This window comes from Arthrobacter sp. NamB2, assembly GCF_005281365.1.
GTDB lineage: Bacteria > Actinomycetota > Actinomycetes > Actinomycetales > Micrococcaceae > Arthrobacter_D.
The window spans coordinates 216,121-242,644 of the sequence record NZ_SZWI01000005.1 but is presented as its reverse complement, the minus strand read 5'-3'; the positions used below and the strand labels follow the sequence as shown (position 1 = coordinate 242,644).

At 68.4% G+C, this 26,524-nt stretch carries 27 protein-coding genes; 6 read left to right on the top strand and 21 right to left on the bottom strand.

Going from position 1 to position 26,524, the window contains the following annotated elements:
* Positions 1-35: 35 nt before the first annotated feature.
* Together pheT and pheS are read right to left on the bottom strand one after the other, a co-directional pair.
* Positions 36-2,579 carry a phenylalanine--tRNA ligase subunit beta gene (gene pheT, locus FDK12_RS11025; protein ID WP_137369608.1) on the bottom strand — a complete coding sequence of 848 codons (2,544 nt, stop codon included), beginning with the start codon at positions 2,577-2,579 and terminating at the stop codon, positions 36-38.
* Complete coding sequence (pheS, locus tag FDK12_RS11020; protein ID WP_137369607.1) at positions 2,579-3,658, bottom strand: phenylalanine--tRNA ligase subunit alpha; 1,080 nt, start codon at positions 3,656-3,658, stop codon at positions 2,579-2,581. The genes pheT and pheS overlap by 1 nt, the downstream gene beginning before the upstream one ends.
* A 200-nt stretch (positions 3,659-3,858) precedes the next feature.
* On the opposite strand from pheS, the gene FDK12_RS11015 reads away from it, so the two are divergent.
* Complete coding sequence (locus FDK12_RS11015) at positions 3,859-4,359, top strand: DUF4157 domain-containing protein (protein ID WP_137369606.1); 501 nt, start codon at positions 3,859-3,861, stop codon at positions 4,357-4,359.
* Here the strand turns inward: FDK12_RS11015 and pcp are convergent.
* A complete protein-coding gene (gene pcp, locus FDK12_RS11010; RefSeq protein ID WP_137369605.1) occupies positions 4,337-4,975 on the bottom strand; it encodes a pyroglutamyl-peptidase I in 639 nt (212 codons plus the stop codon). The genes FDK12_RS11015 and pcp overlap by 23 nt on opposite strands.
* A 68-nt stretch (positions 4,976-5,043) precedes the next feature.
* Here pcp and FDK12_RS11005 point away from each other — a divergent pair, with 68 nt between their 5' ends.
* Positions 5,044-6,120 carry an Rv2578c family radical SAM protein gene (locus tag FDK12_RS11005; protein WP_137369604.1) on the top strand — a complete coding sequence of 359 codons (1,077 nt, stop codon included), beginning with the start codon at positions 5,044-5,046 and terminating at the stop codon, positions 6,118-6,120.
* Here FDK12_RS11005 and FDK12_RS11000 read toward each other — a convergent pair.
* From FDK12_RS11000 to FDK12_RS10990, 3 genes are all read right to left on the bottom strand, one after another.
* On the bottom strand, positions 6,071-6,592 hold the full coding sequence (locus FDK12_RS11000) for an NUDIX domain-containing protein (RefSeq protein ID WP_137369603.1): 522 nt from the start codon (positions 6,590-6,592) through the stop codon (positions 6,071-6,073). The genes FDK12_RS11005 and FDK12_RS11000 overlap by 50 nt on opposite strands.
* Before the next feature lie 50 nt (positions 6,593-6,642).
* Positions 6,643-6,864: a hypothetical protein gene (locus FDK12_RS10995; RefSeq protein ID WP_137369602.1), complete on the bottom strand. Its 222-nt coding sequence runs from the start codon at positions 6,862-6,864 to the stop codon at positions 6,643-6,645.
* Positions 6,865-6,962: 98 nt separating this feature from the next.
* The gene (locus tag FDK12_RS10990) at positions 6,963-8,132 is read right to left on the bottom strand and encodes a glutamate--cysteine ligase (protein ID WP_137369601.1); all 1,170 of its coding nucleotides are present in this window, start codon (positions 8,130-8,132) and stop codon (positions 6,963-6,965) included.
* Between the two features lie 321 nt (positions 8,133-8,453).
* Here FDK12_RS10990 and FDK12_RS10985 point away from each other — a divergent pair, with 321 nt between their 5' ends.
* Complete coding sequence (locus FDK12_RS10985) at positions 8,454-9,758, top strand: MFS transporter (RefSeq protein ID WP_137369600.1); 1,305 nt, start codon at positions 8,454-8,456, stop codon at positions 9,756-9,758.
* Here the strand turns inward: FDK12_RS10985 and FDK12_RS10980 are convergent.
* The 4 genes from FDK12_RS10980 to infC all read right to left on the bottom strand — a co-directional run bounded on the left by FDK12_RS10980 (position 9,732) and on the right by infC (position 12,725).
* Positions 9,732-10,754: a TrmH family RNA methyltransferase gene (locus FDK12_RS10980; RefSeq protein WP_137369599.1), complete on the bottom strand. Its 1,023-nt coding sequence runs from the start codon at positions 10,752-10,754 to the stop codon at positions 9,732-9,734. The genes FDK12_RS10985 and FDK12_RS10980 overlap by 27 nt on opposite strands.
* Positions 10,755-10,798: 44 nt before the next feature.
* The gene (gene rplT, locus FDK12_RS10975; protein ID WP_055772447.1) at positions 10,799-11,188 is read right to left on the bottom strand and encodes a 50S ribosomal protein L20; all 390 of its coding nucleotides are present in this window, start codon (positions 11,186-11,188) and stop codon (positions 10,799-10,801) included.
* 90 nt (positions 11,189-11,278) lie between these two features.
* Positions 11,279-11,473, bottom strand: a complete 195-nt coding sequence (gene rpmI, locus FDK12_RS10970; protein ID WP_104118246.1) for a 50S ribosomal protein L35 — start codon at positions 11,471-11,473, stop codon at positions 11,279-11,281.
* A gap of 103 nt (positions 11,474-11,576) precedes the next feature.
* Positions 11,577-12,725 (bottom strand): translation initiation factor IF-3, encoded by a 1,149-nt coding sequence (gene infC, locus FDK12_RS10965; protein WP_411266166.1) that lies wholly within the window; start codon positions 12,723-12,725, stop codon positions 11,577-11,579.
* Positions 12,726-13,065: 340 nt separating this feature from the next.
* On the opposite strand from infC, the gene FDK12_RS10960 reads away from it, so the two are divergent.
* Positions 13,066-13,533 carry a DUF1844 domain-containing protein gene (locus tag FDK12_RS10960; RefSeq protein WP_137369597.1) on the top strand — a complete coding sequence of 156 codons (468 nt, stop codon included), beginning with the start codon at positions 13,066-13,068 and terminating at the stop codon, positions 13,531-13,533.
* 141 nt (positions 13,534-13,674) lie between these two features.
* On the opposite strand, the gene FDK12_RS10955 is transcribed toward FDK12_RS10960, so the two are convergent.
* From FDK12_RS10955 to FDK12_RS10925, 8 genes are all read right to left on the bottom strand, one after another.
* A complete protein-coding gene (locus FDK12_RS10955; protein ID WP_137369596.1) occupies positions 13,675-14,976 on the bottom strand; it encodes an MFS transporter in 1,302 nt (433 codons plus the stop codon).
* A 28-nt stretch (positions 14,977-15,004) separates the two neighbouring features.
* The gene (locus FDK12_RS10950; RefSeq protein ID WP_137369595.1) at positions 15,005-15,859 is read right to left on the bottom strand and encodes an SseB family protein; all 855 of its coding nucleotides are present in this window, start codon (positions 15,857-15,859) and stop codon (positions 15,005-15,007) included.
* The gene (priA, locus tag FDK12_RS10945) at positions 15,856-16,611 is read right to left on the bottom strand and encodes a bifunctional 1-(5-phosphoribosyl)-5-((5-phosphoribosylamino)methylideneamino)imidazole-4-carboxamide isomerase/phosphoribosylanthranilate isomerase PriA (RefSeq protein ID WP_104118242.1); all 756 of its coding nucleotides are present in this window, start codon (positions 16,609-16,611) and stop codon (positions 15,856-15,858) included. Before priA ends, FDK12_RS10950 begins: the two co-directional genes overlap by 4 nt.
* A 58-nt stretch (positions 16,612-16,669) precedes the next feature.
* Entirely contained in the window at positions 16,670-16,828 is a 159-nt protein-coding gene (locus FDK12_RS15075; RefSeq protein ID WP_181036440.1) for a hypothetical protein, read from the bottom strand.
* Between the two features lie 4 nt (positions 16,829-16,832).
* Positions 16,833-17,471, bottom strand: a complete 639-nt coding sequence (hisH, locus tag FDK12_RS10940) for an imidazole glycerol phosphate synthase subunit HisH (RefSeq protein ID WP_137369594.1) — start codon at positions 17,469-17,471, stop codon at positions 16,833-16,835.
* Positions 17,468-18,085, bottom strand: a complete 618-nt coding sequence (hisB, locus tag FDK12_RS10935; RefSeq protein WP_104118240.1) for an imidazoleglycerol-phosphate dehydratase HisB — start codon at positions 18,083-18,085, stop codon at positions 17,468-17,470. Before hisB ends, hisH begins: the two co-directional genes overlap by 4 nt.
* Positions 18,086-18,207: 122 nt before the next feature.
* Positions 18,208-19,314 (bottom strand): histidinol-phosphate transaminase, encoded by a 1,107-nt coding sequence (locus FDK12_RS10930; protein ID WP_137369593.1) that lies wholly within the window; start codon positions 19,312-19,314, stop codon positions 18,208-18,210.
* Positions 19,315-19,419: 105 nt separating this feature from the next.
* Positions 19,420-19,926 (bottom strand): LysM peptidoglycan-binding domain-containing protein, encoded by a 507-nt coding sequence (locus tag FDK12_RS10925; protein WP_137369592.1) that lies wholly within the window; start codon positions 19,924-19,926, stop codon positions 19,420-19,422.
* A gap of 390 nt (positions 19,927-20,316) precedes the next feature.
* Here FDK12_RS10925 and lexA point away from each other — a divergent pair, with 390 nt between their 5' ends.
* Positions 20,317-21,027 (top strand): transcriptional repressor LexA, encoded by a 711-nt coding sequence (lexA, locus tag FDK12_RS10920; protein WP_137369639.1) that lies wholly within the window; start codon positions 20,317-20,319, stop codon positions 21,025-21,027.
* A gap of 120 nt (positions 21,028-21,147) precedes the next feature.
* Here the strand turns inward: lexA and FDK12_RS10915 are convergent, their stop codons facing one another.
* Together FDK12_RS10915 and hflX are read right to left on the bottom strand one after the other, a co-directional pair.
* The gene (locus FDK12_RS10915; protein ID WP_137369591.1) at positions 21,148-23,238 is read right to left on the bottom strand and encodes an ATP-dependent DNA helicase; all 2,091 of its coding nucleotides are present in this window, start codon (positions 23,236-23,238) and stop codon (positions 21,148-21,150) included.
* Complete coding sequence (hflX, locus tag FDK12_RS10910) at positions 23,231-24,817, bottom strand: GTPase HflX (RefSeq protein WP_137369590.1); 1,587 nt, start codon at positions 24,815-24,817, stop codon at positions 23,231-23,233. Before hflX ends, FDK12_RS10915 begins: the two co-directional genes overlap by 8 nt.
* Positions 24,818-24,939: 122 nt before the next feature.
* Between hflX and FDK12_RS10905 the strand changes: the two genes are divergently transcribed.
* Complete coding sequence (locus FDK12_RS10905; RefSeq protein WP_137369589.1) at positions 24,940-25,548, top strand: class I SAM-dependent methyltransferase; 609 nt, start codon at positions 24,940-24,942, stop codon at positions 25,546-25,548.
* A 25-nt stretch (positions 25,549-25,573) separates the two neighbouring features.
* Here FDK12_RS10905 and dapF read toward each other — a convergent pair whose 3' ends face one another.
* Positions 25,574-26,521 carry a diaminopimelate epimerase gene (gene dapF, locus FDK12_RS10900; protein ID WP_137369588.1) on the bottom strand — a complete coding sequence of 316 codons (948 nt, stop codon included), beginning with the start codon at positions 26,519-26,521 and terminating at the stop codon, positions 25,574-25,576.
* Positions 26,522-26,524: the final 3 nt, after the last annotated feature.

Below are 26,524 nucleotides of genomic sequence, written 5' to 3'. Positions count from 1 at the left end.
GTGGACGGGCCTTCGGTCGTGGCGGGCTCCCGGTGTCAGCGTTGGACGGCGCCGAACCGGTCGGCCGCAAGCGTTACTGCGGCGTCACGAGCGGCGCTGGCCTCCTCCGCCGTGAGCGTGCGGTCAGGTGCCCTGAACCGGAGCGCGAACGCCAGCGATTTCCGGCCCTCGCCGATGCCCTCGCCCGTGTACACGTCGAAGAGGCTGACGTCCTCGAGGAGCTCGCCCGCCCCCTCGCGCAGCGTGTCGAGGACGTCACCCGCCACCACTCCGGACTCGACGACGAGCGCCACGTCCTGGGTTGCCGGCGTATAGGTGGAGAGCGGCCGCGCGACGATGACGTCGGCTGCGGCGTCGAAGAGCAGGTCCGCGTTGATCTCGAGGGCGACCGTCCGGGCGGGAAGGTCCTGTGCCGCGATCAGCTTCGGGTGGAGCTCCCCGGCGTAGCCCAGCACCTCGCCGCTGCGCAGCGAGAACTCCGCCGTGCGGCCCGGGTGGAACGCCTGGTGGCTGCCCTGCCGCACGACGACGTCGACGCCCGTGACCTCCGCCATGAACTGCACGACGTCGACGGCATCGGCCCAGTCCCACGCGCGGGGCGTGACGCCGGCCGAGGGAGCCACGTCGTGACCCGTGAACAGGGCGGCGATCGTCTGTGGCTGGTCCGGGATACCGGCGTACAGAGCATCGAGGACGTCGTCGTCGGGCTTGATCCCGAGCGGCGGGATCGACGTCGTCCCGAGGGATTCGCCCGGCAGGAACACCGCGCCGGACTCGAACAGCGCCAGGTCACGGAAGCCGCGCGAGTGGTTGCGCTTGGCGAGCTCGACGAGGCCCGGCAGGATGGACCGGCGCAGGTGGCCGAGCTCGGCGCTGAGGGGATTCGCCAGCTTCACCGAGCGAGCCGCAGGTCCCTCCTCCGGCTGCCCGAAGACGCCGTTGGCCTTCTCGCTGACGAACGGGTAGGACAGCACCTCCGTGAGCCCTGCCGAAGCGAGCGCGTTGAGGAGACGTCGGCGCTGCTGCTGGACGCGCGTCAGGCCACGGCCGGGAGGCGCCACGGGCAGGGTCGAAGGGATGGTGTCGTACCCGACGAGGCGGATGATCTCCTCCGTCAGGTCCTCTCGCGTCTCGAGGTCGGTCCGCCAGCTCGGTGCCGTGACGCGGTAGCCGCCGTCGACGGTGTCCACGGTCGCACCGAGGTCGGTGAGCGCCCCCCTGATCTGCTTATCGGTGAATTCGCGGCCGATCAGGCGTGCGGGGAAATCGGCGGCGAGCTCGATGACGCGGGATTCGGGCGCCTGACCCACGTCGGTGACGGCGTCGTCGGCCGTTCCGCCCGCGAGCTCGAGGACCAGCTCCACGGCACGCTGGGCCGCGACGCCCGCGACGTTCCAGTCCACGCCGCGCTCGAAGCGCTTGGATGCCTCGGAGGGCAGCCGGTGGCGGCGTCGGGAACGGCCAATGCCCACTTCCTCGAAGTGGGCGGACTCGACGAGGACACTGCTCGTGCTGTCAGAGACCTCGGTGGCGGCGCCACCCATGACGCCTGCGATGCCGATCGGGCCGGAGGCATCGGTGATGAGCAGGTCCTCGGGGTCGAGGACGCGCTCCCGGTCGTCGAGGGTGCGCAGCGTCTCCCCGGCCGTCGCGCGCCGCACCACGATGTCACCCGAGAGCGCGTCGAAATCGTAGAAGTGCAGTGGCTGGCCGAGTTCGAGCATCACGTAGTTGGAGATGTCGACCAGGAGTGAGATCGACCGGATGCCGGCGAGCCGGAGGCGCGCCGACATCCACGGCGGCGTCGGCCGCGACGGATCCACGCCGTGTACCGTCCGGGCAACGAACCTGTCGCACCCCGGCCTGCCATAGATCGGCGCCGTGTCCTCGAGGCGCACCGGATAACCGGTACCCCTCGCCTGCGGCACGGCGACGACGGCGGCGGGATCGGTGAACTGCGTTCCCGTGGCGTGCGCGTACTCCCGCGCCACTCCGCGGATGGAGAAGCAGTAGCCACGGTCAGGGGTTACGTTGATCTCCGCGGCCTCGTCGTACAGGCCGAGCAGGTCCAAGGCATCGGTGCCGACCTCCGGATCGAGCCCCAGGGTCGAGAGCACGAGGATGCCGTCGTGGTCGTCGCCGATGCCCAGTTCACGCACCGATGCGATCATGCCGGCCGACACGTGGCCGTAGGTCTTGCGGGGGCTGATGCGGAAATCACCGGGCAGGACCGCACCGGGCAGCGTCACGACGACCTTGTCGCCCTCGACGAAGTTGTGGGCGCCGCACACGATGCCCTGCACACCCGACGGATCGATCCCGTCACCGGTCAGGGTCTGCTCGGCGCCCTCCGGCACCACGCGCACCTGGCACCAGCTGATGGTCTTGCCGTTGGACTGCGGCTCCTTGACGAGGCTGAGGACCTGCCCGACGACGATCGGGCCTTTCAGCTCGTCGGTGGGACGGTGGACGTCCTCCTCCTCCAGACCGACCTTGACCAGCTCGGCCATCACGTCTTCCGCGGTCGCATCCGCGGGTACGGCTGCGTACTCGCGCAGCCAGGACAGTGGGATTCTCACTAGATCTCCATCCCGAAGTGTTCGCTGAAACGTACATCGCCCTCGATCATGTCGCGCATGTCGCTGACCTCGTTGCGGAACATGAGCGCCCGCTCGATCCCCATTCCGAAGGCGAAACCGGAATAGACGTCCGGGTCGATACCGGTGGCACGGAGCACGTTGGGATTGACCATGCCGCAGCCACCCCACTCGATCCACCGAGGCCCACCCTTGGCGCCCGGGTGCCAGATGTCGAGTTCCGCGCTCGGCTCGGTGAAGGGGAAGTAGTTGGGCCTCAACCGGACCTTGGCCTCATCACCGAAGAGCTGCTGCGTGAAGTGCTCCAGTGTGCCGACCAGATCGGCCATGGTGAGGCCCTTGTCGATGGCCAGCCCCTCGAACTGGTGGAACACCGGGGTGTGCGTCGCGTCGAGCTCGTCGGTGCGGAACACCTTGCCCGGGCACAGCACGTAGATCGGCAGCTCGCGCTCGAGCATCGAGCGGACCTGCACGGGTGAGGTGTGCGTGCGCAGCACGAGGTGGGCCTCGGGAGGTTCGACGAAGAAGGTGTCCTGCATCTCGCGGGCAGGGTGGTCGGGCTTGAAGTTCAGGGCATCGAAGTTGAACCACTCCGACTCGAGTTCGGGACCCTCGGCGATCTCCCAGCCCATGCCCACGAAGACGTCGCTGACGCGCTCCTGCAGCGTGGACAGCGGGTGGCGGGCACCAATCCGGCGACGGTGGGGTGCGGCGGTGACGTCGACTGCCTCCTCGACGAGGATCCGCGCGTCCCGCTCCGCTTCGAGTTCGGTCGCCCGGGCGGCGAGCACCTGGTTGATCCGGCCACGCGCCGGTCCGATGTTCTTGCCCGCCGCCGACTTCTGCTCCTTGGGGAGGGCGCCGATTCCCCGATTCGCGAGGCTCAGGGGCGACTTCTCCCCGGTGTGCGCGATCCTGACCGCCTTCAGCGCGTCGAGGTCGGCTGCAGCCGCGATGTCGGCGAGCGCTGCGTCGACGGCAGCGGTGACCGACGCGGCGTCCAGTGGATCGGGCACCTGGGCGTCGGGGCCGCCTGGCCCAGCGTGGGGGGATTCGGACATGGGGATTGCTTACCTTGCACTCTCGGTGTGCGGCGGACGGTCTGCGGGCAGGCCGGGCCGGGGACAGGAAAACGCCGTGTCGCAGCGTGGGCGCACCGGCGGGTCAAGTCTAGGCGACCCGCTCGGCGGCACCGCAACCGGGATGCTCCCGCAGCCCTCCTCCCCTCGTAGGACGCTGCTGGGTGCCCTACGATGACGGCATGCGTCCAAGGCTCGTGCCGCTGCTCAACTGGATCAACCTGTCGACACCGTGCGGCCTCGCCCTGGCAACCCTGTCAGGCTGCAGCGTGACCACGGGCCCGCACGGCATCATCCTGGCGCAGGGCTACCGCCGTCGCCTGCCCAGGGCCCGGGCCTTCACCGTCGGTAGCGTGGTGCTGATGCGCGGTACTGTCCCCCGGGACAGTACCGCTGGATTCGCACGCCTGCTGGAGCACGAGGCGCGGCACACGCGCCAGTACGCCGCGTGCCTCGGACTGCCCTTTCTTCCCGCGTACCTGCTGGCCGCGGTCTACTCCCTCCTGCGGACGGGAGATCCTGCCTCGCGCAACATCTTCGAGCGCCGCGCAGGGCTCGCCGACGGCGCTTACCTCGAGCAGCCGGTGCGGCCACTCGCCGAGAGCATCCGCGCCGCCCAGGCCGCCTGGACCTCGCGAAGGGCTGGGCGCTCCTCGCGGGTCAGTGCTCCGCGCCGGCGGTGACGCGCGTATCCGTGGTGGTCCCGGCCGTCGTCCTGGCGACGGCCACGAGGGCCGCGGCCATGTGCTCGATGGCGAGCCCCGGTTGCCCGTGGGCACTCCCCTGCTCCGGAGAGAAGGGGACGTGGACGAAGCCACCGCGGACACCATCACGGCGCTGGAGAAGGTCCATCAACCCGTAGAAGATGTGGTTGCAGACGTAGGTCCCCGCAGTCTGCGACACCTCGACCGGGATGCCCAGGCGTGCCACCGCCTCGCGGCACGCCTTGATCGGCAACGTCGAGAAGTAGGCGGCCGGGCCCCGGGGAACCACTGGTTCGTCGATGGGTTGCCGGCCGGCATTGTCGGGAATCCTGGCGTCGTCGACATTGATGGCGACGCGCTCGATGGAGATGCGCTCGCGCCCACCCGCCTGCCCGACGCACAGCACGATCTCGGGTCGATGGTCCTCGACGGCCTGGGCGAGCACCTCGACGCTCCTCCCGAAGACGCAGGGAACTTCCACGGCGGCCGCCGGCATCCCCTCCGCGGACAGCAGGTCGGCTGCGAGCCGCGCAGCCTGCCAGGACGGATTCGTGGCCTCGCCGCCGAAGGGTTCGAAACCGGTCAGCAGGATCATGGTTCCAGCCTAGGCGTTCGTCCCGGCGCGCCGTGACAGGCTATTAGTACACGTGTTCTAATGACACCATGAGATGGGAAGGCCAGAAGCTCACGGACGACGGCGGGGCGGTCGTGCCCGCCCTCCTACCTCTTGCCGGACTCGTACGGACCGTGCGAACACCGGACTTCGCCGGGATCACCTTCCACGAGGTGACGGCGAAGTCAGTGCTCAACAAGGTGCCCCCTACATCGTCGATGCCGTTCTCCTGGACCATCAATCCGTTCCGCGGCTGCTCACACGCATGCGTCTACTGCTTCGCCCGGAAGACGCACAGCTACCTGAACCTCGATACCGGCCTGGACTTCGACGCTCAACTGGTCGTGAAGATCAATGCCGGCGAAGTACTGAGGCGGGAACTGTCCCGCCCGTCCTGGCACCGCGAGCATGTCGCCCTCGGAACGAACACCGACCCGTACCAGCGGGCGGAGGGACGATACCGGCTGATGCCGGGCATCATCTCCGCACTCGCGGATTCCGGCACTCCCTTCTCCATCCTCACCAAGGGCACGCTCCTGGCCAGGGACATCCCCCTCCTGAAGGCCGCTGCGCAGTCGGTCACGGTCGGCATGGGAATCTCGCTCGCCCTCGTGGATCCCGTCCTTGCCGAAACGATCGAACCCGGCACGCCCGCACCCAAAGCGCGGCTCGCACTGATCTCCCGGCTCCGGGAGGCCGGGCTGCCATGCGGCGTCATGGCAATGCCGATCCTGCCCTGGCTCACGGACGGCGACGAGTCGCTCGATCGGCTTTTCGGCGAGCTCGCGGCGGCAGGGGCGACAGGCGTGAGCGCCGGCCCACTGCACCTCCGGCCAGGGTCGCGCGAATGGTTCATGCAGTGGCTGTCCGCCCATCATCCGCTGCTGGTCCCGAAGTACGAGCAGCTCTACGGCGGTGGAAGCTACGCGTCGAAGGAGTACCGGGAGTGGCTGTCGGGACGCGTCAGGGTCTTCCGGCAGAAACACAGGCTCACGGCAGGTGCCGGGTTCCTCCGCAACCTGTCGCCTGCGAAGGAACCGGCAGCGTCGGAACCGGCAGCAGCGCCCGTTCCGACGCTCAGCGGGAGTCCTGCGCCGCACGGTCCGGTCCAGTCCTCATTGTTCTAGGCCGAGCGGCGATGGGTCCGGCTCTCTCGTCCACCGCGCAGGCGTCCAGTAGCGCGGCAAGGATCGGCCGGTCCGCGGGAATCCAGGGAAGCGCGTCCAGCTCCTGCCCCGGATGCAGCGGCACCCACCGCAGTTCGTCGTGATCCTGGAGGGGTTCCGCTCGACCGGCCGACGCCTCGGCGAACCACACGCGCATGGCGGCACGTTCGTTCAGGGGCCACCCCTGCGCATCCGGGCCCGGGATCTCTGCGCCCAGAGTGGCCTCGATGCCCAGTTCCTCCTCGAGTTCGCGCCGCAACGCCTCCTCGCAGGTCTCCCCGGGTTCGACCTTCCCTCCCGGGAACTCCCACATCCCGGCAAACTGTGGCGGGGCTGTCCGCCGGGCAACGAGGAGTGCGGTCGGGTCCTCGAGGGAGTCGACGACGGCCGCTCCGACGATCTGGAGGAGCTGGCTGGGTGCTGGTTGCGTCACCAGTCGAGTCTATCGATGGAGCCCGCGGCTCCACCCGGACCGACGGGTTCTCAGCTTTCTTCCGGTGACGCGAGCTTGTCCCCCGTGGGCGCGGTCTGGTGTTCCGGGTTGTCGCCCCGCCGGTACTCGCCATGCGGGCTCAAACCTGGTACCTGCTGACCGGCGTTCAGCTCTGTGGAGGTGTAGGTCTCCTCCGAGAACTCCGCGGCGCTCTCGTTCTCCGGCTCCTGTGGCAGATTGATGTCCTCGCGCAGGTGCTCGCTCTGCGGCAATTGAAATGGATGCGGTGTCCAACCCATGGCGTGATCCCATCTCTTCGTTCCATAGTCGATCGTTCTATGCCTGTAGCCGCTGGCGCGGTAGCCCCGGTTCAGGAGGCGCTCGCCCGGCCCCAGCCGGCCACCCTGGCGAGTGTCCGGAGGGACGCTCGGGGTGCCGCCTCGTGGTGGTCCGCCAGCCCGACCCTTCCCAGGTTCGTCACTCGGATCGCATCGGCAACGACATCCGCGAGGTCTCCCCTGCGCAGCAGCGCCGCCCGCTGGCGTCTCGCGCCCGTCCCGCGCGCCAGCAGTTGGCGGAGCAGGGATTCCGCTATCTCGGCGTCACCGTGGTCCTGCAGGGCCGGCTGCACGTAGCGCAGGAGTGCGAACGCGACGGATGCGGCGTCCCGGGGTTTCGCCTCGAGGGGATGCAGGAGGTTGCCGTCCATGCCGAACCTGCCCGCGCGCCAGGACGCCATTCGCACGGTGGTGGTCGGCACATCGAGTGGGGCCGTGCCCGCCCGCCATTCGCGCGCGGCGGTCTCGACGAGTCCGCGGGTCAGCAGTGCGATGAGGACGGCGTCGTCCGAGTACAGGCAGACGTCGCTGACCCGTACCTCCACGGTGGGGTGGTGGTGGCTGAGCCGGGCGTCGAAATAGATCTGTCCGAGGTCCACGGGCACAGCGGTGTCCAGCAGGCTCCGGACCGAGGCGTGATATCGCTCAGGGCTGCCGAAGACGTCGGAGGGGCCTGTCATCGGCCAGCGGCTCCACGCCTGCGAGCGATAGCTCGCGTACCCGGTATCCGTGCCGTACCAGAACGGTGAATTGCTCGAGAGCGCCAGCAGGACGGGCAGCCAAGCACGGATGCGGTCCAGCACGGCGACGCCCTCGTCGTCGTCCTCGACGAATACATGGACGTGGCAGCCGCAGGTCAGTTGCTCGCTCGCCGTCAGGCCGAACCTGTCCTGCATCACTTCGTACCTGGTGCCGGGCGTCGCGAGCGGGTTCGCCGGCTGCGGGGAGGTAGCGAGGGCTGCAGCCCTCGCTCCTACGCGTATCGCCGCCTCGTCGGCGAGGGCACGGCACCGCGCGATGTCCATGGCGAGATCGTTCACGTCATCGTGGGGACGGGTACCGGTCTCTATCTGTTCCTGCTTGATCTCGCACGTGACGCGGTCGTCGGAACACTGACCGAAGGCTTTTTGCCCGAGCGGCACTGGCTGCCCCGTGTCCGCATCGACCAGGAGGAACTCCTCCTCCACGCCGAACGTCCTCATGAGGTGGCCCTGTCGACGAGCGCAGGAACGACCCCTGCACCGCTGGCCGTGGAACGCGTACCTGATGTCATGTGGAACTCCTGAGCAGAAGGTACGAGAGGCCGCTGCTCAACCGAATCTCGTCCACTGATCGTAAGACTGCTGATTATTCGCCTGCAATCGCCTTTCGCGCCCGCAAGTGGTTGCACAATCCGCGACTGCCTGACCTATCGCCTAGGCTGGAAGGACGACGACGACGTCCGCGTCGCCGCCCACCCCACCCTGCCGCGGGGCCGACCGGCGACAAGCCCGCCCCTCACCTTCCGCCGCAAGGACATTCCGATGAGTTCCCCCGTTCCCCCGTCGAGCACAGGACTGTCCGCCACCGGTACTTCTCCGAACCCTGGGGGTACCCCCGCGCAGCGCCTCTCGGGACGCCGCCTCGTCCTAGCGATCGGCGCACTCGCCGTAGGAGGGTTCGCCATCGGTACGACCGAGTTCACCATCATGGGCCTGCTCGAGGAGATGCGGGCGGATCTCGGCGTGGACTACGCGCAGGGAGGGCACGTGATCTCCGCCTATGCGCTCGGAGTGGTCGTGGGCGCCCCTGTCCTCGCCACCCTCGGTGCGAAGAAACCCCAGCGCGCGGTCGCACTGGCCCTGATGCTGGTCATCACCCTCGCCAACCTCTCGTCCTTCTTCGCGTCCGGTTTCGGCTGGATGCTCGCCTCGCGGTTCCTGTCCGGTCTTCCGCACGGCGCCTACTTCGGCGTCGCCGCCGTCATCGCCGCGTCACTCGCGGATCCCGCACGGCGCGGCAGGGCCATCTCGATGGTGATGCTCGGCCTCAGCATCGCCAACGTGATCGGTGTCCCCTTCGCCACCTGGCTCGGGCAACAGTTCGGTTGGCGCTCGATGTTCCTTCTCGTCGGCCTGATCGGCGCAGCGACGCTGGTCCTGGTCAGGGCCTTCGTACCGGACATACCGGTGCGGGCCGGCGCGAGCATCCGCCGCGAGCTGAGTGCCCTGCGTCGTGTGCAGCTCTGGATGACCCTCCTGATCGGCATCGTGGGGTTTGGCGGGTTCTTTGCCGTCTACTCCTACGTCTCGCCGCTCATGACGGAGGTCGCGGGACTCAGCACGTCCCTGCTGCCCCTCGTGGTCGCGCTGTACGGGATCGGCATGGTGGTCGGCAACATCCTGGGCGGTCGATTGGCCGACCGGTCCATCATGGGAAGCATCTACGGCGTCATGGCTGCCATCGCGGCCGTCCTGGTGCTGTTTCCCCTCGCGGCCACCCGACCGTGGAGCGCGTGTCTCTTCGTCTTCCTGGTGGGAACGAGCGGGTCGATGCTCATTCCTCCCCTTCAGGCCCGCCTTCTGGACGTCTCCCCTGGTGCGCCCTCGCTCGCATCATCACTGAACCACTCCGCGCTCAACACAGCCAATGCCTTGGGTGCGGCCCTCGGTGGCGCGGTCATCGCGGCGGGTTGGGGGTTCACCGCTCCTGCCACGGTGGGAGCGATCCTCGCCCTACTCGGGCTGGGGGTCGCCCTTGCCAGCGGAAAGCTGGAACGCCGTCGTGCCGCGATGGACACTCCGACGTCGAGCGAAGTCAGGTCAGCGGAGGCGTTGCGCGCGCGCTGAAGCGTACAGGCACACCGTGGCAGCAGTGCCGACATTGAGCGACTCCGCCTGCCCGTAGATCGGAACGGCGACGCGCGCATCTGCGGCAGCGGTCACCTCGTCCGGGAGCCCCTGGGCCTCGTTGCCGAAGAGCCACGCACTGGCATTCTCCAGCCGCGGGACCGCGGGGCCTGCGGTTCCAGCGACGGCGGCGTCCGGCCTTTCGGCGGCTTGGGCGCCGAGTTCGCGTCCTTGCGCTCCGCTGTCGACCGGCTCCTGGACCGTGGCGAACCTGCGCGCGGCGCTGGTGTCCTGGAGGTCATCAAGGCTCGTGGCACCGTACCCGTCCGCGGCGAGGACCGTCATCCCGGCGTCCCGCAGCCTCTCGATGAGGCCCTCGAGCTCTACCCCGATCACGAGCGGAAGGTGGAACAGCGACCCCACGGTGGACCTCACGGTCTTCGGATTGTAGGGGTCCACGCTGCCACTGGTCAGGATGACGGCGTCAGCGCCCGCGGAGTCGGCAGCGCGGATGATCGTTCCCGCATTGCCAGGGTCGCGAACCTCGACGAGCACGGCGACGAGGCGCGGGGCGGTGGCGAACACATCGTCCAGCGTGACGTCGACGAAGGTGCAGACCGCGATGAAGCCCTGCGGGGTCACGGTCGACGACATCGCGGCCAGCACGTCCGGGTTCACCCGACGGACGTCGGGCGAACCGTTCAGGGCGAGGAGGTCTGCTATGTCCTGATGCCGATCGAGCGCATCCTGCGTCGCATAGACATCGACGACGATACGGCCGCCGACATCACCGCCGACATCACCGCCGACATCACCGCCGCTCACTCGGCGATCGAGGTGCAGGCGAAGGGCTTCGCGCACCGCCTGAGGCCCTTCGGCGAGGAACTCGCGGCGCCTTAAACGAGACGGACGCCCGGCCAGGCGTGCCACCTCCTTCACCCGGTCTGCCTGGGTGTTGGTCATCAGTGGCGCCTGGGGGCGTCCGTCCTCACTCATCATGTACGGGTGCGCGGGCCGCCGGCCTGCAACAGCCGAATAGCCTAGGCCGAAGCCTTGAGCGGAGCCGAGGTGTCGGCAGGCAGGGCGTTCTTGGCGATCTGGACGAGCGCAGCGAATGCGGCGCCGTCAGTGACGGCAAGATCGGCGAGCATGCGGCGGTCGACCTGGATCTCGGCGGCCTTGAGGCCCTGGATGAGGCGGTTGTAGGTCAGGCCGTTGGCGCGGGATGCAGCGTTGATGCGCTGGATCCACAGGCGACGGAAGTCGCCCTTGCGCTTGCGGCGGTCACCGTAGCTGTAGACGAACGAGTGGAGCAGCTGCTCCTTCGCCTTGCGGTACAGGCGCGAACGCTGGCCGCGGTAACCCTTGGCGCGCTCGAGGATGACCCGACGCTTCTTGTGGGCGTTGACTGCCCTTTTCACACGTGCCACGTGCGTACTCCTTTTGTTCTTCTTCGGTCACGGCCGCAGCCGCAGCGCTGCACGGTTCACGCGGCGCTTTCCCGAGGGGTGGATTGGTGGTTAGATGCCCAGCATCTTCTTGATGACCTTGGTGTCGGCCTTCGAGACGATCTGATCGCTCGCGAGGCGGCGTGTCAGCGTCGAGGACTTGTGCTCCAGGTAGTGGCGGCGGTTCGCCTGCTGGCGCTTGAGCTTGCCGCTACCGGTCAGCTTGAAGCGCTTCTTGACGCCGCTGTGGGTCTTCATCTTCGGCATGGGAACCGATCTCCTTCAGTTGGCCGGGCGCTTGCACCCGGAATTCGGCACCCGGAGGTGCCTGCTGGTTTTCGTACGTACCCGTAGGGAGCGGGCCGGAGCCCTAGTCCGTGCTTCCGGGCTTGGGACGGCTGGTAGGGCTCTTTGTCGGAGCTGTCCTGCCGGCAGGTTTGGGGGTCGCCGACGGCTTCGGCGCTCCGGGCTTCGGCATGGCCGAAGGTTTGGCTGTGGCCGCCGGCTTCGGTGCCGCGGCCGGCTTGGCGGCCGAGGGTGCGGCAGGCGAAGCCGGTGTCGCGGGTGCAGCTGTCGCGGGCCTCGGTGCCGGAGCAGCAGCCGCCGGGCGTGACACCGCCGGACGGTCAGCGGCCGACCGATCGACGGCCGGCCGTGACGCCGCGGGGCGCCCTGCGGCCGGACGCGATGCCGTCGACCGCGGAGCGGACGAGGACCGGGCCGGTGCGGCCTTCGGCGCCGAAGCCGCCGCGGGTGCTGCCTGGGCCGGGGGCCTCGTAGCCGCCGGAGTCTCCGCAGCAGGAGCCATCTCGAAGACAGGAGCGTCCTCGGCGGGCGCCGCCTGCACGGGCGTCTCCTTCACAGCAGCCTCTGGCTCGCTCCTGATCGCGTAGCCCTCGGGCAGCAGATCCGCGAGGGACTGCGTCAGGGGGGCACCGCTATCGCCGGAGGTGTCGACACGCCTGGTGTCACCGCCTGTCTTGGCGGCTTCGTTGGCAGCCTTCGCCTCGGCGCGCTGGGTCTCGCGGCGTGCCTCCGCCTTGGCTTCCGCCTTGTTCTTGGTGGGACCGATCACCATGACCATGTTGCGTCCGTCGATGCGCGGCGAGGACTCGACGACTCCGACTTCTGCAACGTCATCGGCGAACTTCTGCAGCAGGCGGATGCCCATCTCGGGCCGCTGCTGCTCACGCCCGCGGAACTGGATCATGGCCTTGACCTTGTCACCAGCTCCGAGGAAGCGGATCGCGTGCCCACGCTTGGTCTCGTAGTCGTGGGTGTCGATTTTGAGGCGGAAACGAATTTCCTTCAGCACCGTATTGGTCTGGTTCTTCCGTGCCTCGCGCGCCTTTACAGCGGCTTCGTACTTGTACTTACCAAAATCCATGAGCTTGGCGACCGGAGGCTTTGCCTGCGGTGCTACCTCGACCAGATCCAGGTCGGACTCGGCGGCAAGTCGGAGCGCGTCCTCGATACGGACGATTCCTACCTGTTCGCCGGCAGGTCCGACCAACCGCACCTCGGGAACGCGGATACGATCATTGATTCTTGGCTCGCTAATGTGTGACTCCTGTGGATTCTCAAGCTGGAACCGCCTGCAGACGAAAGAAGGCCTCCCATTGCATGCGCAATCGAAGGCCTCGACGGACAGCCATGAACGATGGGCGGAAGCACTGAGCTTCCTGCGCGATCATCATCATGACCGACCAGGTGACCCGGCTACCTGCAATGCGTCCAAGGGCGCACCAGGCAAACGCGGGTGGGAGAGGTCTCCGCTTGCATCCCGGCGCCTTCCCCGGAGCTCCTGACGGAGCACGACGAGTAACAGCGACCGGTTGGTCTATGCCAAGCTTACCAGTATGAACACTCCACACGACAATCCGCACCAGTCTTTCGATGACGGGGCCTCTTTCGATGACGGGGCCGCAGCGGCTTCCCGTCGCAGCTTCGCAGAGGAGCAGGAGCAAGGGGTCGCCGCGTCCGACGCGGAGCAGGACGTTCGCCAGCAGATGCGCGACATCTCCGAGGTCGCCGCGGTGGAGGTCATCGTGACGTCGGCCGTCCACCTCATGAGTGCCGCAGCCGTGAAGTGCGGCCTCGGACACGAGGAGAACGCAGAGCAGCTCAAGGACCTCGACGAGGCGCGCAAGCTGATCACGGCCCTTGCCGGCTTCGTCACTGCGGCTGCGCCCGAGATCGGGTCACAGCATGCCGGTCCATTGCGCGACGGCCTCCGGTCCCTGCAACTCGCGTTCCGCGAAGCGTCCATCATCGCGGACCCTCCTGGCCAGGGGCCGGGCGAGAAGTACACGGGCCCCGTCAACTGACTTCCGGCGGCGCCCGACGCGTTCGGGCGCCGATTCCCCGAGCTGAATTGCGCTCAGCGCTTCCGCGCACCGGCCTTCGGGTGTCGCCTTCGCCACCCCACCTCTTCGTGCAGCTCTGCGCCCGGCCGTCCTTCCGGGCGACTAGCGCCCTGCGTGCGTGTGCTTGGCCGCGATGCCCTGGCCACCGAGGTTCCGTGCGGCGAGTCCGACCACGCCGATCAGCGCGGAGACCACGGCGACCGCGGTGAAACCGCCCCAGGGACCCGTCAGGTCGATCAGCACGCCGGCGACCGGAGCGCCGAGCGCCACCCCGGACGTCAGCGCGGACCCGTACCAGCCCATCGCCTCGCCCCTCCGCTCCTCGGCGACGAGATCCGCGACCTTCTCCGAGGCCGCGGAGAGTACAGGAGCGCAGAGCAGGCCCGCCGGGATGGAGAGCAGTGCCAGTGACAGGGTGCTGTCGGCGAACCCCATCGGCAGCGTCAGCACCCCCATGCCGATGAGCAGGACCGCGGGTGCCACGGGCCGATGCAGTGCGCCGTACACCAGGCCGCCCACGACGGACGCCGCGCACCAGGCGACGAACACGAGCCCGAGCTGACTCTCGTTGCCGGAGAGCTCGAGGGCGGCGACGATCCCGACCTCCGAGCCCGACAGCACGAGGCCCGCGCCCGCAGCAATGACCATGACGACGACGAGCTGGATCGTCAGCCAGGGGAATGCGTTCCGTACCCCGCGACGGAACAGTGATACCCCGAGTCCGCCCCCGGTACCGGCGTCGCGCGAGCCGATGAGGTCGGCTGCGGCTTCGCCCACTCCTGAGGGCGCCGCAGCCGGCACCGTTCCCCCGTCGGGACGCTGCCCCGAGCGGGTCGGCGGATTGAACCACATCAGGAAGAGGCCGGCAGATGCCGTGGCGAGCCCGACGAGTGTCAGTCCGAGCACGGTCGACACCTGCGTCGCCAACACGACACCGACCGCCGGCCCGGCCATGAAGATGACCTCGGTGGAGATGGCGTCGAGGGTGAAGGCCGTGCGACGCCGGTCGCCCTCCACCAACACGCCGAGCGCCTGCCGGATGACGGAGAACGCCGGAAGGGTGAAGAGCCCGCCGACGAGTGCCGCGACGAGGAGCCACTGGTAGGACAGGTGTGGGGCGATCGACCAGATGGCCGCTTCGGCGACGACGGACGGGATGAGCGCCCGACGCAGCCCGACCGTGTCGATCCGCCGCCCGCGCCAGGGAGCTCCGACGGCGATACCGATGGTGACGACGGCAGCGACGGCACCCGCTTCGGCGTAGCCTCGATCGAGGGTCTGCACGACGTGCAGTGTCAGTAGGACACCCGCTGCGGAGTGGGGGAAGCGGGCGATCATGCCGACGATCAACAGCATGCGAACGGAGCGGATGCGCAGCAGATCCCGGTATACGGCGAAGTTCACGGCCAGTCTTTCTCCGCCGACGCCTCCGTCAGCGGGTGAGTTTGATATCGAGCGAGTCGACCCGTTCGACGAATTCGGGAATGGCGAGCAGTCTCGTACGGAAGGACGAGACGGCGTCGCGCACCTCCTCGGGCGAGAGCCCGCCCTGGAGCTGGAGGTCCATCCGCAGTTCCGGACCGGGTCCTCCGCCGGAGGCAATGCTACCGTCGGCCGAGCGGGTGCGAACGCCTGCGGCTGGCCGCAGGGCCAGGGAGAGGATGCGTTCCTCTCCTCGCGCCGCCACCTCGACGAGTGACGCCAGAGCCCGATCCTCGTAGGACGGAGTCCAGTCGACCTGTTGCGCCAGGGCCCACAGGGCCGGGCGCCGGACCACGAAGGTGAGATCTGCTCCCGGATCGAGCACCATGAGTTCAGCGTCCTCGGCGACGGCGGCGAGTGCAGCCCGCGCCGCGTAGGCGGCGACCGGTCGCGCGTCCGGATGCCAGCGCTCGAGCGCCTGCGTCGATGAGAAGACCGGCAGCGCCTTCCGACCATCGGGCGCCGTCAGCGTGACCAGGGCCATATCGGCTTCCTTGTCTGCCGTCAGCCCGGCATGGGTCTCCGCCGCCCGGGCCACCTGGGCGACGATGGGAATGAACACCCGGGCTGCCTTCAGGGCGGTGAGGACGGCTTTCTCGGGCGCGCCGGGCTCGTCGGCAGCCGCCAGCAGTCCGGCCAGGGCCGCGATGAGCTGCGGGTTGGCCGCGCCGTCGTCGTCGTCGAAGCTGTGCAGCGGGTTGTCCGGACCGGACAGGTCGCGGCCGGCCCACGGCCGGCCTGCGGAGTCAGCGGTGTTGCCCGCCAGCGCCGCCGCGATGTGAGCGGGAAGCTGCCTGCCGGTCACGCGTCCGCGCCGGGCAGCCCTGCCACGTCGAGTGCCTGCGGCAGGGTGAACGCCCCGGCGTACAGCGCTTTGCCGACGATAGCTCCCTCGAGACCCTGCGGCACGAGCTCGCGCAGGGCGGCGATGTCATCGAGGCTCGAGATACCGCCCGAGGCGACGACGGGTCGGGTTGTCTTCGAGAGGACCTCCCTCAGGAGTGCGAGGTTGGGGCCCTTGAGGGTTCCGTCCTTGGTCACGTCGGTGACGACATAGCGGGCACAGCCGGCGTCCTCGAGGCGCTGCAGGACCTCCCACAGGTCGCCACCCTCCTCGGTCCAGCCCCGGGCCGCGAGAGTGGTCCCGCGGACGTCGAGCCCGACTGCGACGGCGTCGCCGTAGCGGGCGATGGCGAGCTCGGTCCATTCGGGATTCTCGAGAGCAGCCGTCCCGAGGTTGACCCGCGTGGCGCCGAGTTCCAGCGCGGCGTCGAGGGAAGCATCGTCCCTGATTCCGCCGGAGAGCTCGACCTTGATGTCGAGGTGCTTGACGACCCGTTCGAGCAACTTCTGGTTCGAGCCCCGGCCGAAAGCTGCATCCAGGTCCACGAGGTGCACCCACTCTGCTCCGTCCTCCTGCCAGGCCAGCGCCGCGTCGAGCGGATCGCCGTAACTGGTCTCACTGCCAGCCTCGCCTTGCACGAGGCGGACAGCCTGCCCATCGGCTACGTCGACGGCGGGGAGGAGTTCGAGCGTGGGTGTTTCGGTAAGGCTCATGATCTGCTTTCGTACGGGCGGCCGGAGCCGCGGTGTCGTGACGTCGGGGCGGGTCCGGCTACTCGCCGGACAGTGTGAACAGGTAGGCGGCAAGCAGTGCGAGACCGGCCAGAGCCAGGAAGGCGATCCATACCCACAGGGGGAACTCCTGGCTGCGAAGGGAGAACGCCCCACCGATGAGGAGCCCTGCCACCCCCATCAGCACGAGACTCAGCATCGCGTCACTTCAGGCCCTCGATCCAGTTCCTCAGCAGCTGGGCACCTGCATCGCCCGACTTCTCCGGGTGGAACTGGGTGGCGCTGAGGGGACCGTTCTCGACGGCCGCGATGAAGGGGCCTCCGTGGTCGGACCAGGTGACCTGCGGAGGCTTCATGGCGGGCTGCGTCACGTCGAAGGACCAGTCCTGCACCCCGTAGGAGTGCACGAAGTAGAAGCGCTCGTCACCGATACCGTCGAACAGGACGGTGTCCTCGGGCGCCTTCACCGTGTTCCAGCCCATGTGCGGAACGACGTCGGCCTTCAACCGCTCGACGGTCCCTGGCCATTCCCCCATGCCCGGCGTGCGGACGCCGTGCTCGACACCCTCGTCGAACAGCACCTGCAGCCCGACGCAGATCCCGAGGACCGGACGCCCGCCGGCGACCCTGCGACCGATCATGCGCAGCGCGTCGACGTCCTTCAGGCCCTTCATCACAGCAGCGAAAGCCCCCACACCGGGTACGAGCAGGCCGTCGGCGTTGAGGACATCGTCGCGCTTGGCGCTCAGGACCACGTCGGCGCCGACGTGCTCGAGTGCACGGACGACCGACCTCACGTTGCCGGACCCATAGTCCAGGACGGTCACGGTCCGCGTACTCATAGCGCCCCCTTCGTGGACGGAATGCCCTCGACCCTCGGGTCCGGTTCCACTGCTGCGCGCAGGGCCCGAGCGAGTGCCTTGAACTGGGCTTCGACGATGTGGTGCGGATCCCGACCCGCGATGACGGTCACGTGCAGGCAGATCTGTGCGTGCAGGGCGAGGGCCTCCAAGACGTGACGCGTCAGGGAGCCCGTGAAGTGACCCCCTATCAGGTGGTACTCCTGCCCCGCCGGCTCGCCGCCGTGCACGAGGAACGGGCGTCCGGAGATGTCGACGACGGCGTTCGCCAGAGCCTCGTCCAGGGGGACGGTGGCCTCGCCGAACCGACGGATCCCGGCCTTCGTGCCCAGCGCGAGCCGGAGGGCCTCGCCGATGGCGATGGCCGTGTCCTCGACGGTGTGGTGGACATCGATGTGGGTGTCGCCCGAGGACCTGATGGTCAGGTCGATGAGCGAGTGCTTCGACAGGGCGGTGAGCATGTGGTCGTAGAACGGCACGGTGGTGTCGATCGAGGACACGCCCGTACCGTCGAGGTCGAGTTCGACGAGGACACTGGATTCGCTCGTCACACGCTCGATGCGGGCCGTACGGCCGCGGGCGGCATCAACTGTCATTGCATTCCTTCGGTGCGCTGCCGGTCGAGCAGGCGCGGTCACACGTTCGTCGGGCGGGTGGGCTGGTCAGGGCCTCGGCCGCCCTCTGCTCCAAGTCTAGGAGACGAGCCGGCCGGACAGCCCTACCGGGCGACCTGGAGCAGCTTGGTCAACGCGGTCAGGAACACCGTGGTCTCCCGTTCTGTTCCCGCGGTGACCCGGAGGGAGCCCGGGATGCCGACGTCCCGAATGAGAACGCCGGCGTCCAGCAGCCCCTCCCAGATCCGACGCGGGTCATCGAGGCCGGAAAAGAACACGAAGTTGGCGTCCGAGGGAGCGGGCGAGAGTCCGAGGGCCGTGAGCTCCCGCACGATGCGGTCACGCTGGACCTTGATCGCCTCGACATTCGACAGCAGCGTATCCGCGTGGGTGAGCGCTGCATTCGCTGTCGCCTGGGTGATGGCCGACAGGTGGTACGGCAGGCGGACAAGACGAAGGGCGTCTGCTACCTCCGGAGCAGCCGCGAGGTAGCCGATCCTCGCACCGGCCAGCGCGAACGCCTTGCTCATGGTCCGCGACACCAGCAGCCGGGGGCGTCCAGGAAGAAGAGTCAGTGCACTCGGCTTCCCCGCCTGCGAGAACTCGCCGTAGGCCTCGTCCACGATGATGATGGCCCGGGCGTCCTGGCCGGCGTCGTAGGCCGCCTCGATGACATCGAGATCCAACGCTGTACCCGTCGGATTGTTCGGCGAGCACAGGAAGACGATGTTCGCTGCAGACTCTCGAACCGCTGCTGCAGTGGCCTCTGGTGTCATTGCATAAGACGCGCTGCGCTCCGCGGTGACATACCGGGTCCCGGTTCCACTGGCCAGGAGCGGGTACATCGAGTACGTGGGCGGGAACCCGATAGCGGTGCGCCCTGGTCCACCGAAGGCCTGAAGAACCTGCTGGAGGACTTCGTTCGACCCGTTGGCTGCCCATAACTGATCGGGCGTCAGTCCGTGTCCCAGGTAGTCCGCGAGGTTCTTGCGGAGTTCCGAGAATTCACGGTCCGGGTACCGGTTCAATCCCCGCGTGGCCTCGGCGACTGCTTCCACGATGGCGGCATGAACATCGGCCGGCACGCCGTGCGTGTTCTCGTTGACGTTGAGCAGGACGGGGACGTCCAGTTGCGGAGCGCCGTAGGGGTGCAGCCCGACGAGATCATCGCGGAGGGGGAGGTTTGCTAGGGCGTCGACGGAGGAAGGCACTCCCCGAGTTTAAGCGATGGCATCTTCCTCAGCTAATGACGCAGGCTGCTTGCTCGTTCCATGACCGGGAGAGCATCGACGCCCGATTGGGTAGTACGCCGATATTCAGCCCTGCGACGACTCCGAGGGCACCGAGATGCTCTGGCCCGCCCGGACGACGGAACTGCGCAGGTCGTTGAGCTCCACCATCTCGGCGACCACGGCACGCGGATCCCGGTGCGGGGCGTACTGCACCGCGAGGTCCCACAGCGTCTCGCCTGCCGCGAGATTCACCTCCACCGTGGCTGTCGACGCTGGAGCCGACTCCCCCGCCTGGGCCTGGGATGTCAGAAAGGCACCGAGGAGGATCAGGACTGCCACCCCCAGCGCGATCGGCAGACCGACCAGGAGCAGGCGCCCCCGCCTCGTCAGGGTCAGGGGACCAGGTGCACTCCGCTGCGTGGAGGTGCGGTAGGACGGCGACGCCTCTGCTGGGCTGTCGGACCCTGTGTGGACGGAGTGGCCGCCCGAGGACTGGTCGAAGGCGGTGACGAGCCGGAGGCGGACCTCTCGCGGAGCGGTCGCCTGGGCCCACAGCGCCGTGCTGCCCTGCAGTACTGGTGCTTCAGCCATTACCCATCCTTCTTTCCTTCGAATGATCCGTCGCGGAGGAACCTCCGGGTCGAACACACATTCTAATTCTGCTCTGCCTATTTCTAGCACTCACGAACGACCGTTGTCGAGACTCGCTCGAACATATGTTTGATAACTGCCTCCGCGTGTCCTAGCGTGAAGAGCACGGAACACCACCGGAAGACTGGGCTCGTGAGGCGCCTCTCCGCCGGTGATGTACCTCAGACAACCACCCGCCTCTGACAGAACCGGCTTCCGTCTCCATCGGCAGCGGAGCGGCGGGTACGACGGGATGCGCAGTCCCAGGCGAAAGGCTCAACAGTGGCGGAAGCAACACCGGCCGACCGGAAGAAATCGAACACCGCCGACATTCCGGCCGACCCCACGCCCATCTCGGCGGGCCGCGGTCGCCCGCGTGGACGCGCCGTGTCCAAAGGGCTGTCCGCTCGCCAGCTGACGATCCTCGAAACCATCCAGCGTTCGATCGCGGACAACGGTTATCCGCCCTCGATGCGGGAGATCGGCGACACCGTCGGCCTCGCCAGCCTGTCGAGCGTGACCCACCAGTTGTCACAGCTCGAGCGCCTCGGTTACCTGCGGCGTGACCCGAAGCGGCCGCGAGCGATGGAGGTGCTGTTGCCGCTGACGCTTGCCGACGAGCCATCGTCGGACGCAGAGGGCTCGACGGCAGGCGAGAAGGTGGCGGCGGATCGCCACGTCGCCGTCGACACCGCGATGGTTCCACTCGTGGGCCGCATCGCGGCCGGTGGGCCCATCCTCGCCGAGCAGGTCGTCGAGGACGTCATGCCCCTGCCTCGCCAACTGGTCGGCCACGGCGACCTCTTCATGCTGAAGGTCTCCGGCGATTCCATGGTCGATGCCGCCATCTGCGACGGCGACTGGGTTGTCGTGCGCAGGCAGCAGAGCGCACAGAACGGTGACATCGTCGCGGCCCTGCTCGACGACGAGGCCACAGTGAAGACCTTCCGCCAGCGGGACGGCCACACCTGGCTCCTGCCCCAGAACACCCGCTACGAGCCCATCCTGGGCGACCATGCGAGCATCATGGGCAAGGTCGTCTCGGTGATGCGCGCGTTGTAGGGCGCAGGAGAAGCACCTGCCCTCAAGCCCTCCGCCGTGGTCGATACGGCTGCAGCGCCTTCCTGCGCGCCGGCCGGCCTGCATCCGGCTGCCGCAACCGGGAGGCCGGTGGCTCCGGCGTCAGCGGGCCGAGAGCCGATCGAGGATCCCGGTGACCGTGGCCCTGTCCGTCGTCGCCCAGAAGGGCGGCAGGGCAGCGCGGAGGAAACCGCCGTACCTGGCAGTGGCGAGGCGGCTGTCCAGCACGGCGACGACGCCCTTGTCCCCGGTTGCCCGGATGAGGCGCCCCGCGCCCTGCGCGAGCCGTACCGCCGCATGCGTGGCGGAGACGCTCATGAAGCCGTTGCCGCCGCTTCGGGCGACAGCCCGGGTGCGGGCTGTCATGAGTGGATCGTCCGGGCGCGGGAAGGGGATGCGATCGATGATCACGAGCCGGCAGGACGAGCCGGGCACATCGACTCCCTGCCACAGGGACATCGTCCCGAACAGGCACGTGTCCGGTTCGTCGGCGAACTGCGTCACCAGGGCGCTGAGGGATGACTCCCCCTGGCACAGGATCTCGAAATCGACCTTGGGGCGCAGTGCCTCTGCGGCCTCCTCCGCCGCGCGCTTCGAGGAGAACAGACCCAGTGCTCCCCCGCGCGACGCCTTCAGTAGTGTCAGCAGCTCCTCCAGCTGGGCCTCCGACGTCCCCCGTTCGGGTTTCGGAAGATCCTTCGCCACGTAGAGGACGCCCTGCCGCGGGTAGTCGAACGGGCTGCCGACGTCGACTCCCGTCCAGGCAGGCGCCCCGGCGCCGCTGAGACCGAGCGACCCGGCTACAGGACCGAACTCCGACCCGATCGCGAGTGTCGCCGACGTGAGGATCACGGTGTGGTCCTCGAACAATCCCTCCCGCAGCCGCGCTGCGACGGATAGCGGGGCGACGTTCAGGGTCGCGGGCGCGCTCTCGTCCGGTTGGGCGTACCCGGACCCCGGCGTGAACGCGCTGGCACGCGACGCCCAGACCACTTCGTTGAGGTCGCCGGCAGCGAGGATCCGCTCCGCGAGATCGAAGACGAGTGTCACGCGGGAGCGGGCGACTTGCCGGCCACCGTCGGCGTCGGCCTCGGACTTGCTGTCGGTCTTCGTGTCCGAAAGCGCTGCACGGGCGGCATCACGCACCTGCGCCAGGGCCTGCTCGAGGTCGTCCGGCAGAGCTCCGGCCAGCAGTCCGGTCGGCACCGACTCGGACGCGGCCTCGAACGCGGCGGCAGCCGTGTCGAGGGCGCCGGTGGTGATGGAGGCGTGGCGGCGCAGAGCGGTGGCGGCGGCAGCGACCATGGAAGCCGAAAGTTGCCCCGACACGGCACCCGTGACACGGTCGTGGAGTTCGTGCGCCTCATCGATGACGACGACGTCGTACTCGGGCAGGACGGCGAGACCCTCGAAGGCGCTGATGGCGAGCATCGCGTGATTGGTGATGATGATGTCCGCGTCCGCGGCGGCTGCCCGTGCCTTCTCACTGAAGCACTCCTGGGCCACAGGACAGCGGGCAGCGCCGAGGCACTCCATGCTCGATACGGAGACCTGGCGCCATGCGCGGTCGCTCACGCCGGGCACGAGGTCGTCACGGTCCCCCGTCGTCGTCTCGTCCGCCCACTCCCGCAACCGGACCACTTCCCGACCCAGCGCAGATGCAGGCCCTCCGACTCCCGCCGCCGAAGAGGCCGGAGAGGGATGGGGCGTTGCGTCCTCGCCCATGCTGAAGAGTGCGTCGGGCGCGTCCTCCTCGGGGAAGCCACCCCCGGTCTTGTGGACGCACACGTAGTTCGAGCGTCCCTTCAGCAGTGCGACGTCGACCGGGCGCGCGAGGGCGGGAAGCACGGCGTCGAGCAGGCGCGGGAGGTCCCGTCCGACGATCTGGGCCTGCAGCGCGAGTGTCGCGGTCGAGACGACCGAGGGCCTGTCGCTCTCCATGGCATGCACGATCAGCGGGACGAGGTACGCGAGCGACTTGCCCGTGCCGGTGCCGGCCTGGACGAGCAGGTGATCGCCCGAGCGGATGGCTTCGCTGACCTGCCGCACCATCTCATGCTGGCCGGCGCGCATCTCCCCGCCCATCGCGCCGACCGCTGCATCGAGCAGTTCGAGCGCCTGCCGGGTCTCGGCGGAATGGCGCACTGCCTCCGGCGCCGCGGGAGCAGCACCGGAGCGCGCGCTGTCACTCATGCCGGACGTACGGCTCCAGCTCCGCTGCCAGGCCCTCGCGGACCATCACCTCGAGGCGGGTTCCCTCGTCCACATGCTCCAGGCCGAGGATCTCCACGTCCTCCTCGTGCAGGCGGCTCACGATCTCACCATGTGCGTAGGGCACGATGAGGTCCAGCTTGACGCCCGGTCGCGGGATGTTCGTGCTGATCAGTTGCCGGAGCTCGGTCAGGCCGGCTCCGGTACGCGCGGAGACGACGACGGAACGCGGTTCGCGCTGGCGCAGCCGCTCGATGACGAACGGGTCGGCTGCGTCCGCCTTGTTCAGCACGATGATCTCGGGCACCTTGCGCGCATCGACCTCGGTCAGAACTGCCCGCACGGCAGCGATCTGCCCCTCGGGATCAGGGTGGGACGCGTCGACGACATGAAGGATCAGGTTCGCGTCGGCAACCTCCTCGAGCGTCGAGCGGAAGGCCTCGACCAACTGGGTAGGAAGTGACCGGACGAAACCGACGGTGTCGGCCAGCGTGTAGCCGATCCCATCCGGTGTCTCCGCCTTGCGGATCGTCGGATCCAGGGTCGCGAACAGCGCGTTCTCGACCAGGACGCCGGCATCGGTCAGCCGGTTGAGCAGCGAGGACTTGCCGGCGTTCGTGTAACCCGCGATCGCGACCGAAGGCACCTGGTTGCGACGCCGGTTGGAGCGCTTGGTCTCACGCGCCGGCTTCATCTCCGCGATCTCACGCCGCAGCTTGGCCATGCGTGTGCGGATCTTCCGACGGTCGAGCTCGATCTTCGTCTCACCCGGGCCGCGCGACCCCATGCCGGCGCTCGCGCTACCCACCTGACCGCCGGCCTGGCGTGACATCGACTCGCCCCAGCCACGGAGGCGCGGCAGCAGGTACTCGAGTTGCGCGAGTTCGACCTGGGCCTTGCCCTCACGGCTCTTGGCGTGCTGCGCGAAGATATCCAGGATCAGGGCCGTGCGGTCGATGACCTTGACCTTGACGATGTCCTCGAGACCACGACGCTGCGACGGAGACAGCTCGCTGTCGACGATCACGGTGTCAGCACCGGTGGCCTGCACGACCTCCTTCAACTCCTGGGCCTTGCCGGAGCCGAGGAACGTACCGGGATCCGGCTTGAGGCGTCGCTGCACCATGCCGTCGAGTACCTCCGACCCTGCCGTCTCGGCGAGTGCGGCCAACTCCTGCAGCGAATTCTCTGCATCCTGGGCGGTACCTTCGCTCCAGAGACCAGCGAGGACGACCCGCTCCAGCCTCAACTGCCGGTACTCGACCTCGGTGACGTCCTCGAGCTCGGTCGACAGACCCGCCACGCGACGCAGTGCGCGGCGCTCTGCGAGGTCCTGCTGATCGCCGTCGGCCGCCGACTGCTGGTCATCGCCCGATAGTGCGAGGGCCCGCGAACGCCAGGTCCTGTCGATCGGTGCAGCCTGTGTCTCGTTGGGCCTTCGTGTTCCGTCCTTCTCCTTCGCCACGGCAGCTTCGTCGCTGGCGAGGATCCTGTTGATGACGGCTTGGATCTCCTCCGGGCCCATGTCGGCTCCGGTGGAATGTCCGTTATTCGTGGTCATAGTCTCCCTAGATGAATGTGCATCAATTCTAAGGCCGTCCGCGCAACAGGGACCACCGTATTCTCCCAGCGCGAAATGGCACAGCACGTGCTCTTCGCGGGCGTGCCACTAGGCTTTCGGTCATGGAGTCACAGCACTATTTCAGCGCGCAGCCGTCAGGACCTGACACGCGTCGCCCTCTCTCCGTCGTACTGGCAGGCGCGCGTCGCGAACTCGTCACGTCGTCGGGCCTCTTCAGCCCGGACGGCGTGGACAAGGGGACCGCGATCCTGCTGGATACGGTGCCGGATCCGGAAGGCCGACGCCTGCTCGACATCGGGTGCGGCTGGGGCCCCATCGCCCTGACCATGGCGCTGAAAGCGCCCCAGGCGGAGGTCCACGCCGTCGACGTGAACGAGCGATGCATCGCCCTCACGACAGAAAACGCCCACCGGCTGGGGCTGGCGAACGTCGTGGCCCGCGCGCCCGACGACGTCGACGCGGCGCTGGAGTTCGACACCATCTGGTCCAATCCGCCGATCAGGATCGGTAAGCAGGAACTGCACGCGCTGCTGCTTCGCTGGCTGCCACGTCTCGTACCAGACGGGCACGCGTGGCTCGTCGTGCAGAAAAACCTCGGCGCGGACTCGCTGCAGCGCTGGCTCGGCGAGGAGCTACCCGAGGGTTTCCGTGTCAGGCGTGCGGATACCTCGAAGTCGTTCCGCATCCTGGACGTACACCGCGCCGCCTAGTAGGGCCTGGACCTGCCATGTCCCGTCAGGGGGCCGGCAGCAGCACACCGTCCGCGACCAGTACAGCCGGACCGCTGAGCTGCACGTGCTCGCGGCCCTCCGGGCCGTCGAAGAACGTCACGCCCACCACCCCACCGGGAACGGTCACGAGCCACTGCAGAGGCGCGTGAGGGCCCGCCCAGTACCGCGTCGCTGCAGCGGCGGCGCATGCTCCCGTGCCGCAGGACTGCGTCTCCCCGACCCCCCGCTCGTGGACGCGCATGGTGAGCCGACCGACGCCGTCATCCCCCACCAGCGGATCCGACGGCACCACGAGTTCGACGTTGGTGCCCTCGGGCGGAACAGGCTGGACGATCGGTGCGGTGTGCAGCTCGGTCCGGTCGAGTTCGGCCCGCTCGGCGAGGGCCACCACGGTGTGTGGGTTGCCCATGCTGATCGACAGCGCAGGACGGTCGACGTCGAGCCCGTGGATGTCGACGAGCGAGTCCATGCCGCGTGCCACCGCGGCATCGGGGAAGATGAACTCCCAAGGGCCCATGTCCACGGCGTATCCGCCGCCCGACCGCGTCACCCGCTTGACGCCGGCGCGGGTGCCGATGGCGAGCTGGCCTCCATCGGGCAGTTCAGCGACGGACTTCTCGAGGAGGAAGTGGGCGAAGACCCGGACGCCGTTCCCGCACATCTCCGACACGGAGCCGTCCCCGTTGCGGTAGTCCATGAACCACTCCGCGTCCGGGTCGGTCTGCAGGAGCGCGCGGCCCTCGGGCAACGCCGATGAGCGCACCGCGCGGATGTACCCGTCAGCGCCGATACCGAGGTGGCGATCGCACAGGGCTGCGACGAAGCCGGCGTCGGTGGGGGTGGAGCCGTCCGGATCCAGGGTCAGGATGAAATCGTTCCCCGTGCCATGCCCCTTGGTGAAGGACAGGGTCGGGTGCTGCTGAGCGGCGGTGTCGGCGCGGAAGTCGGTCACGGT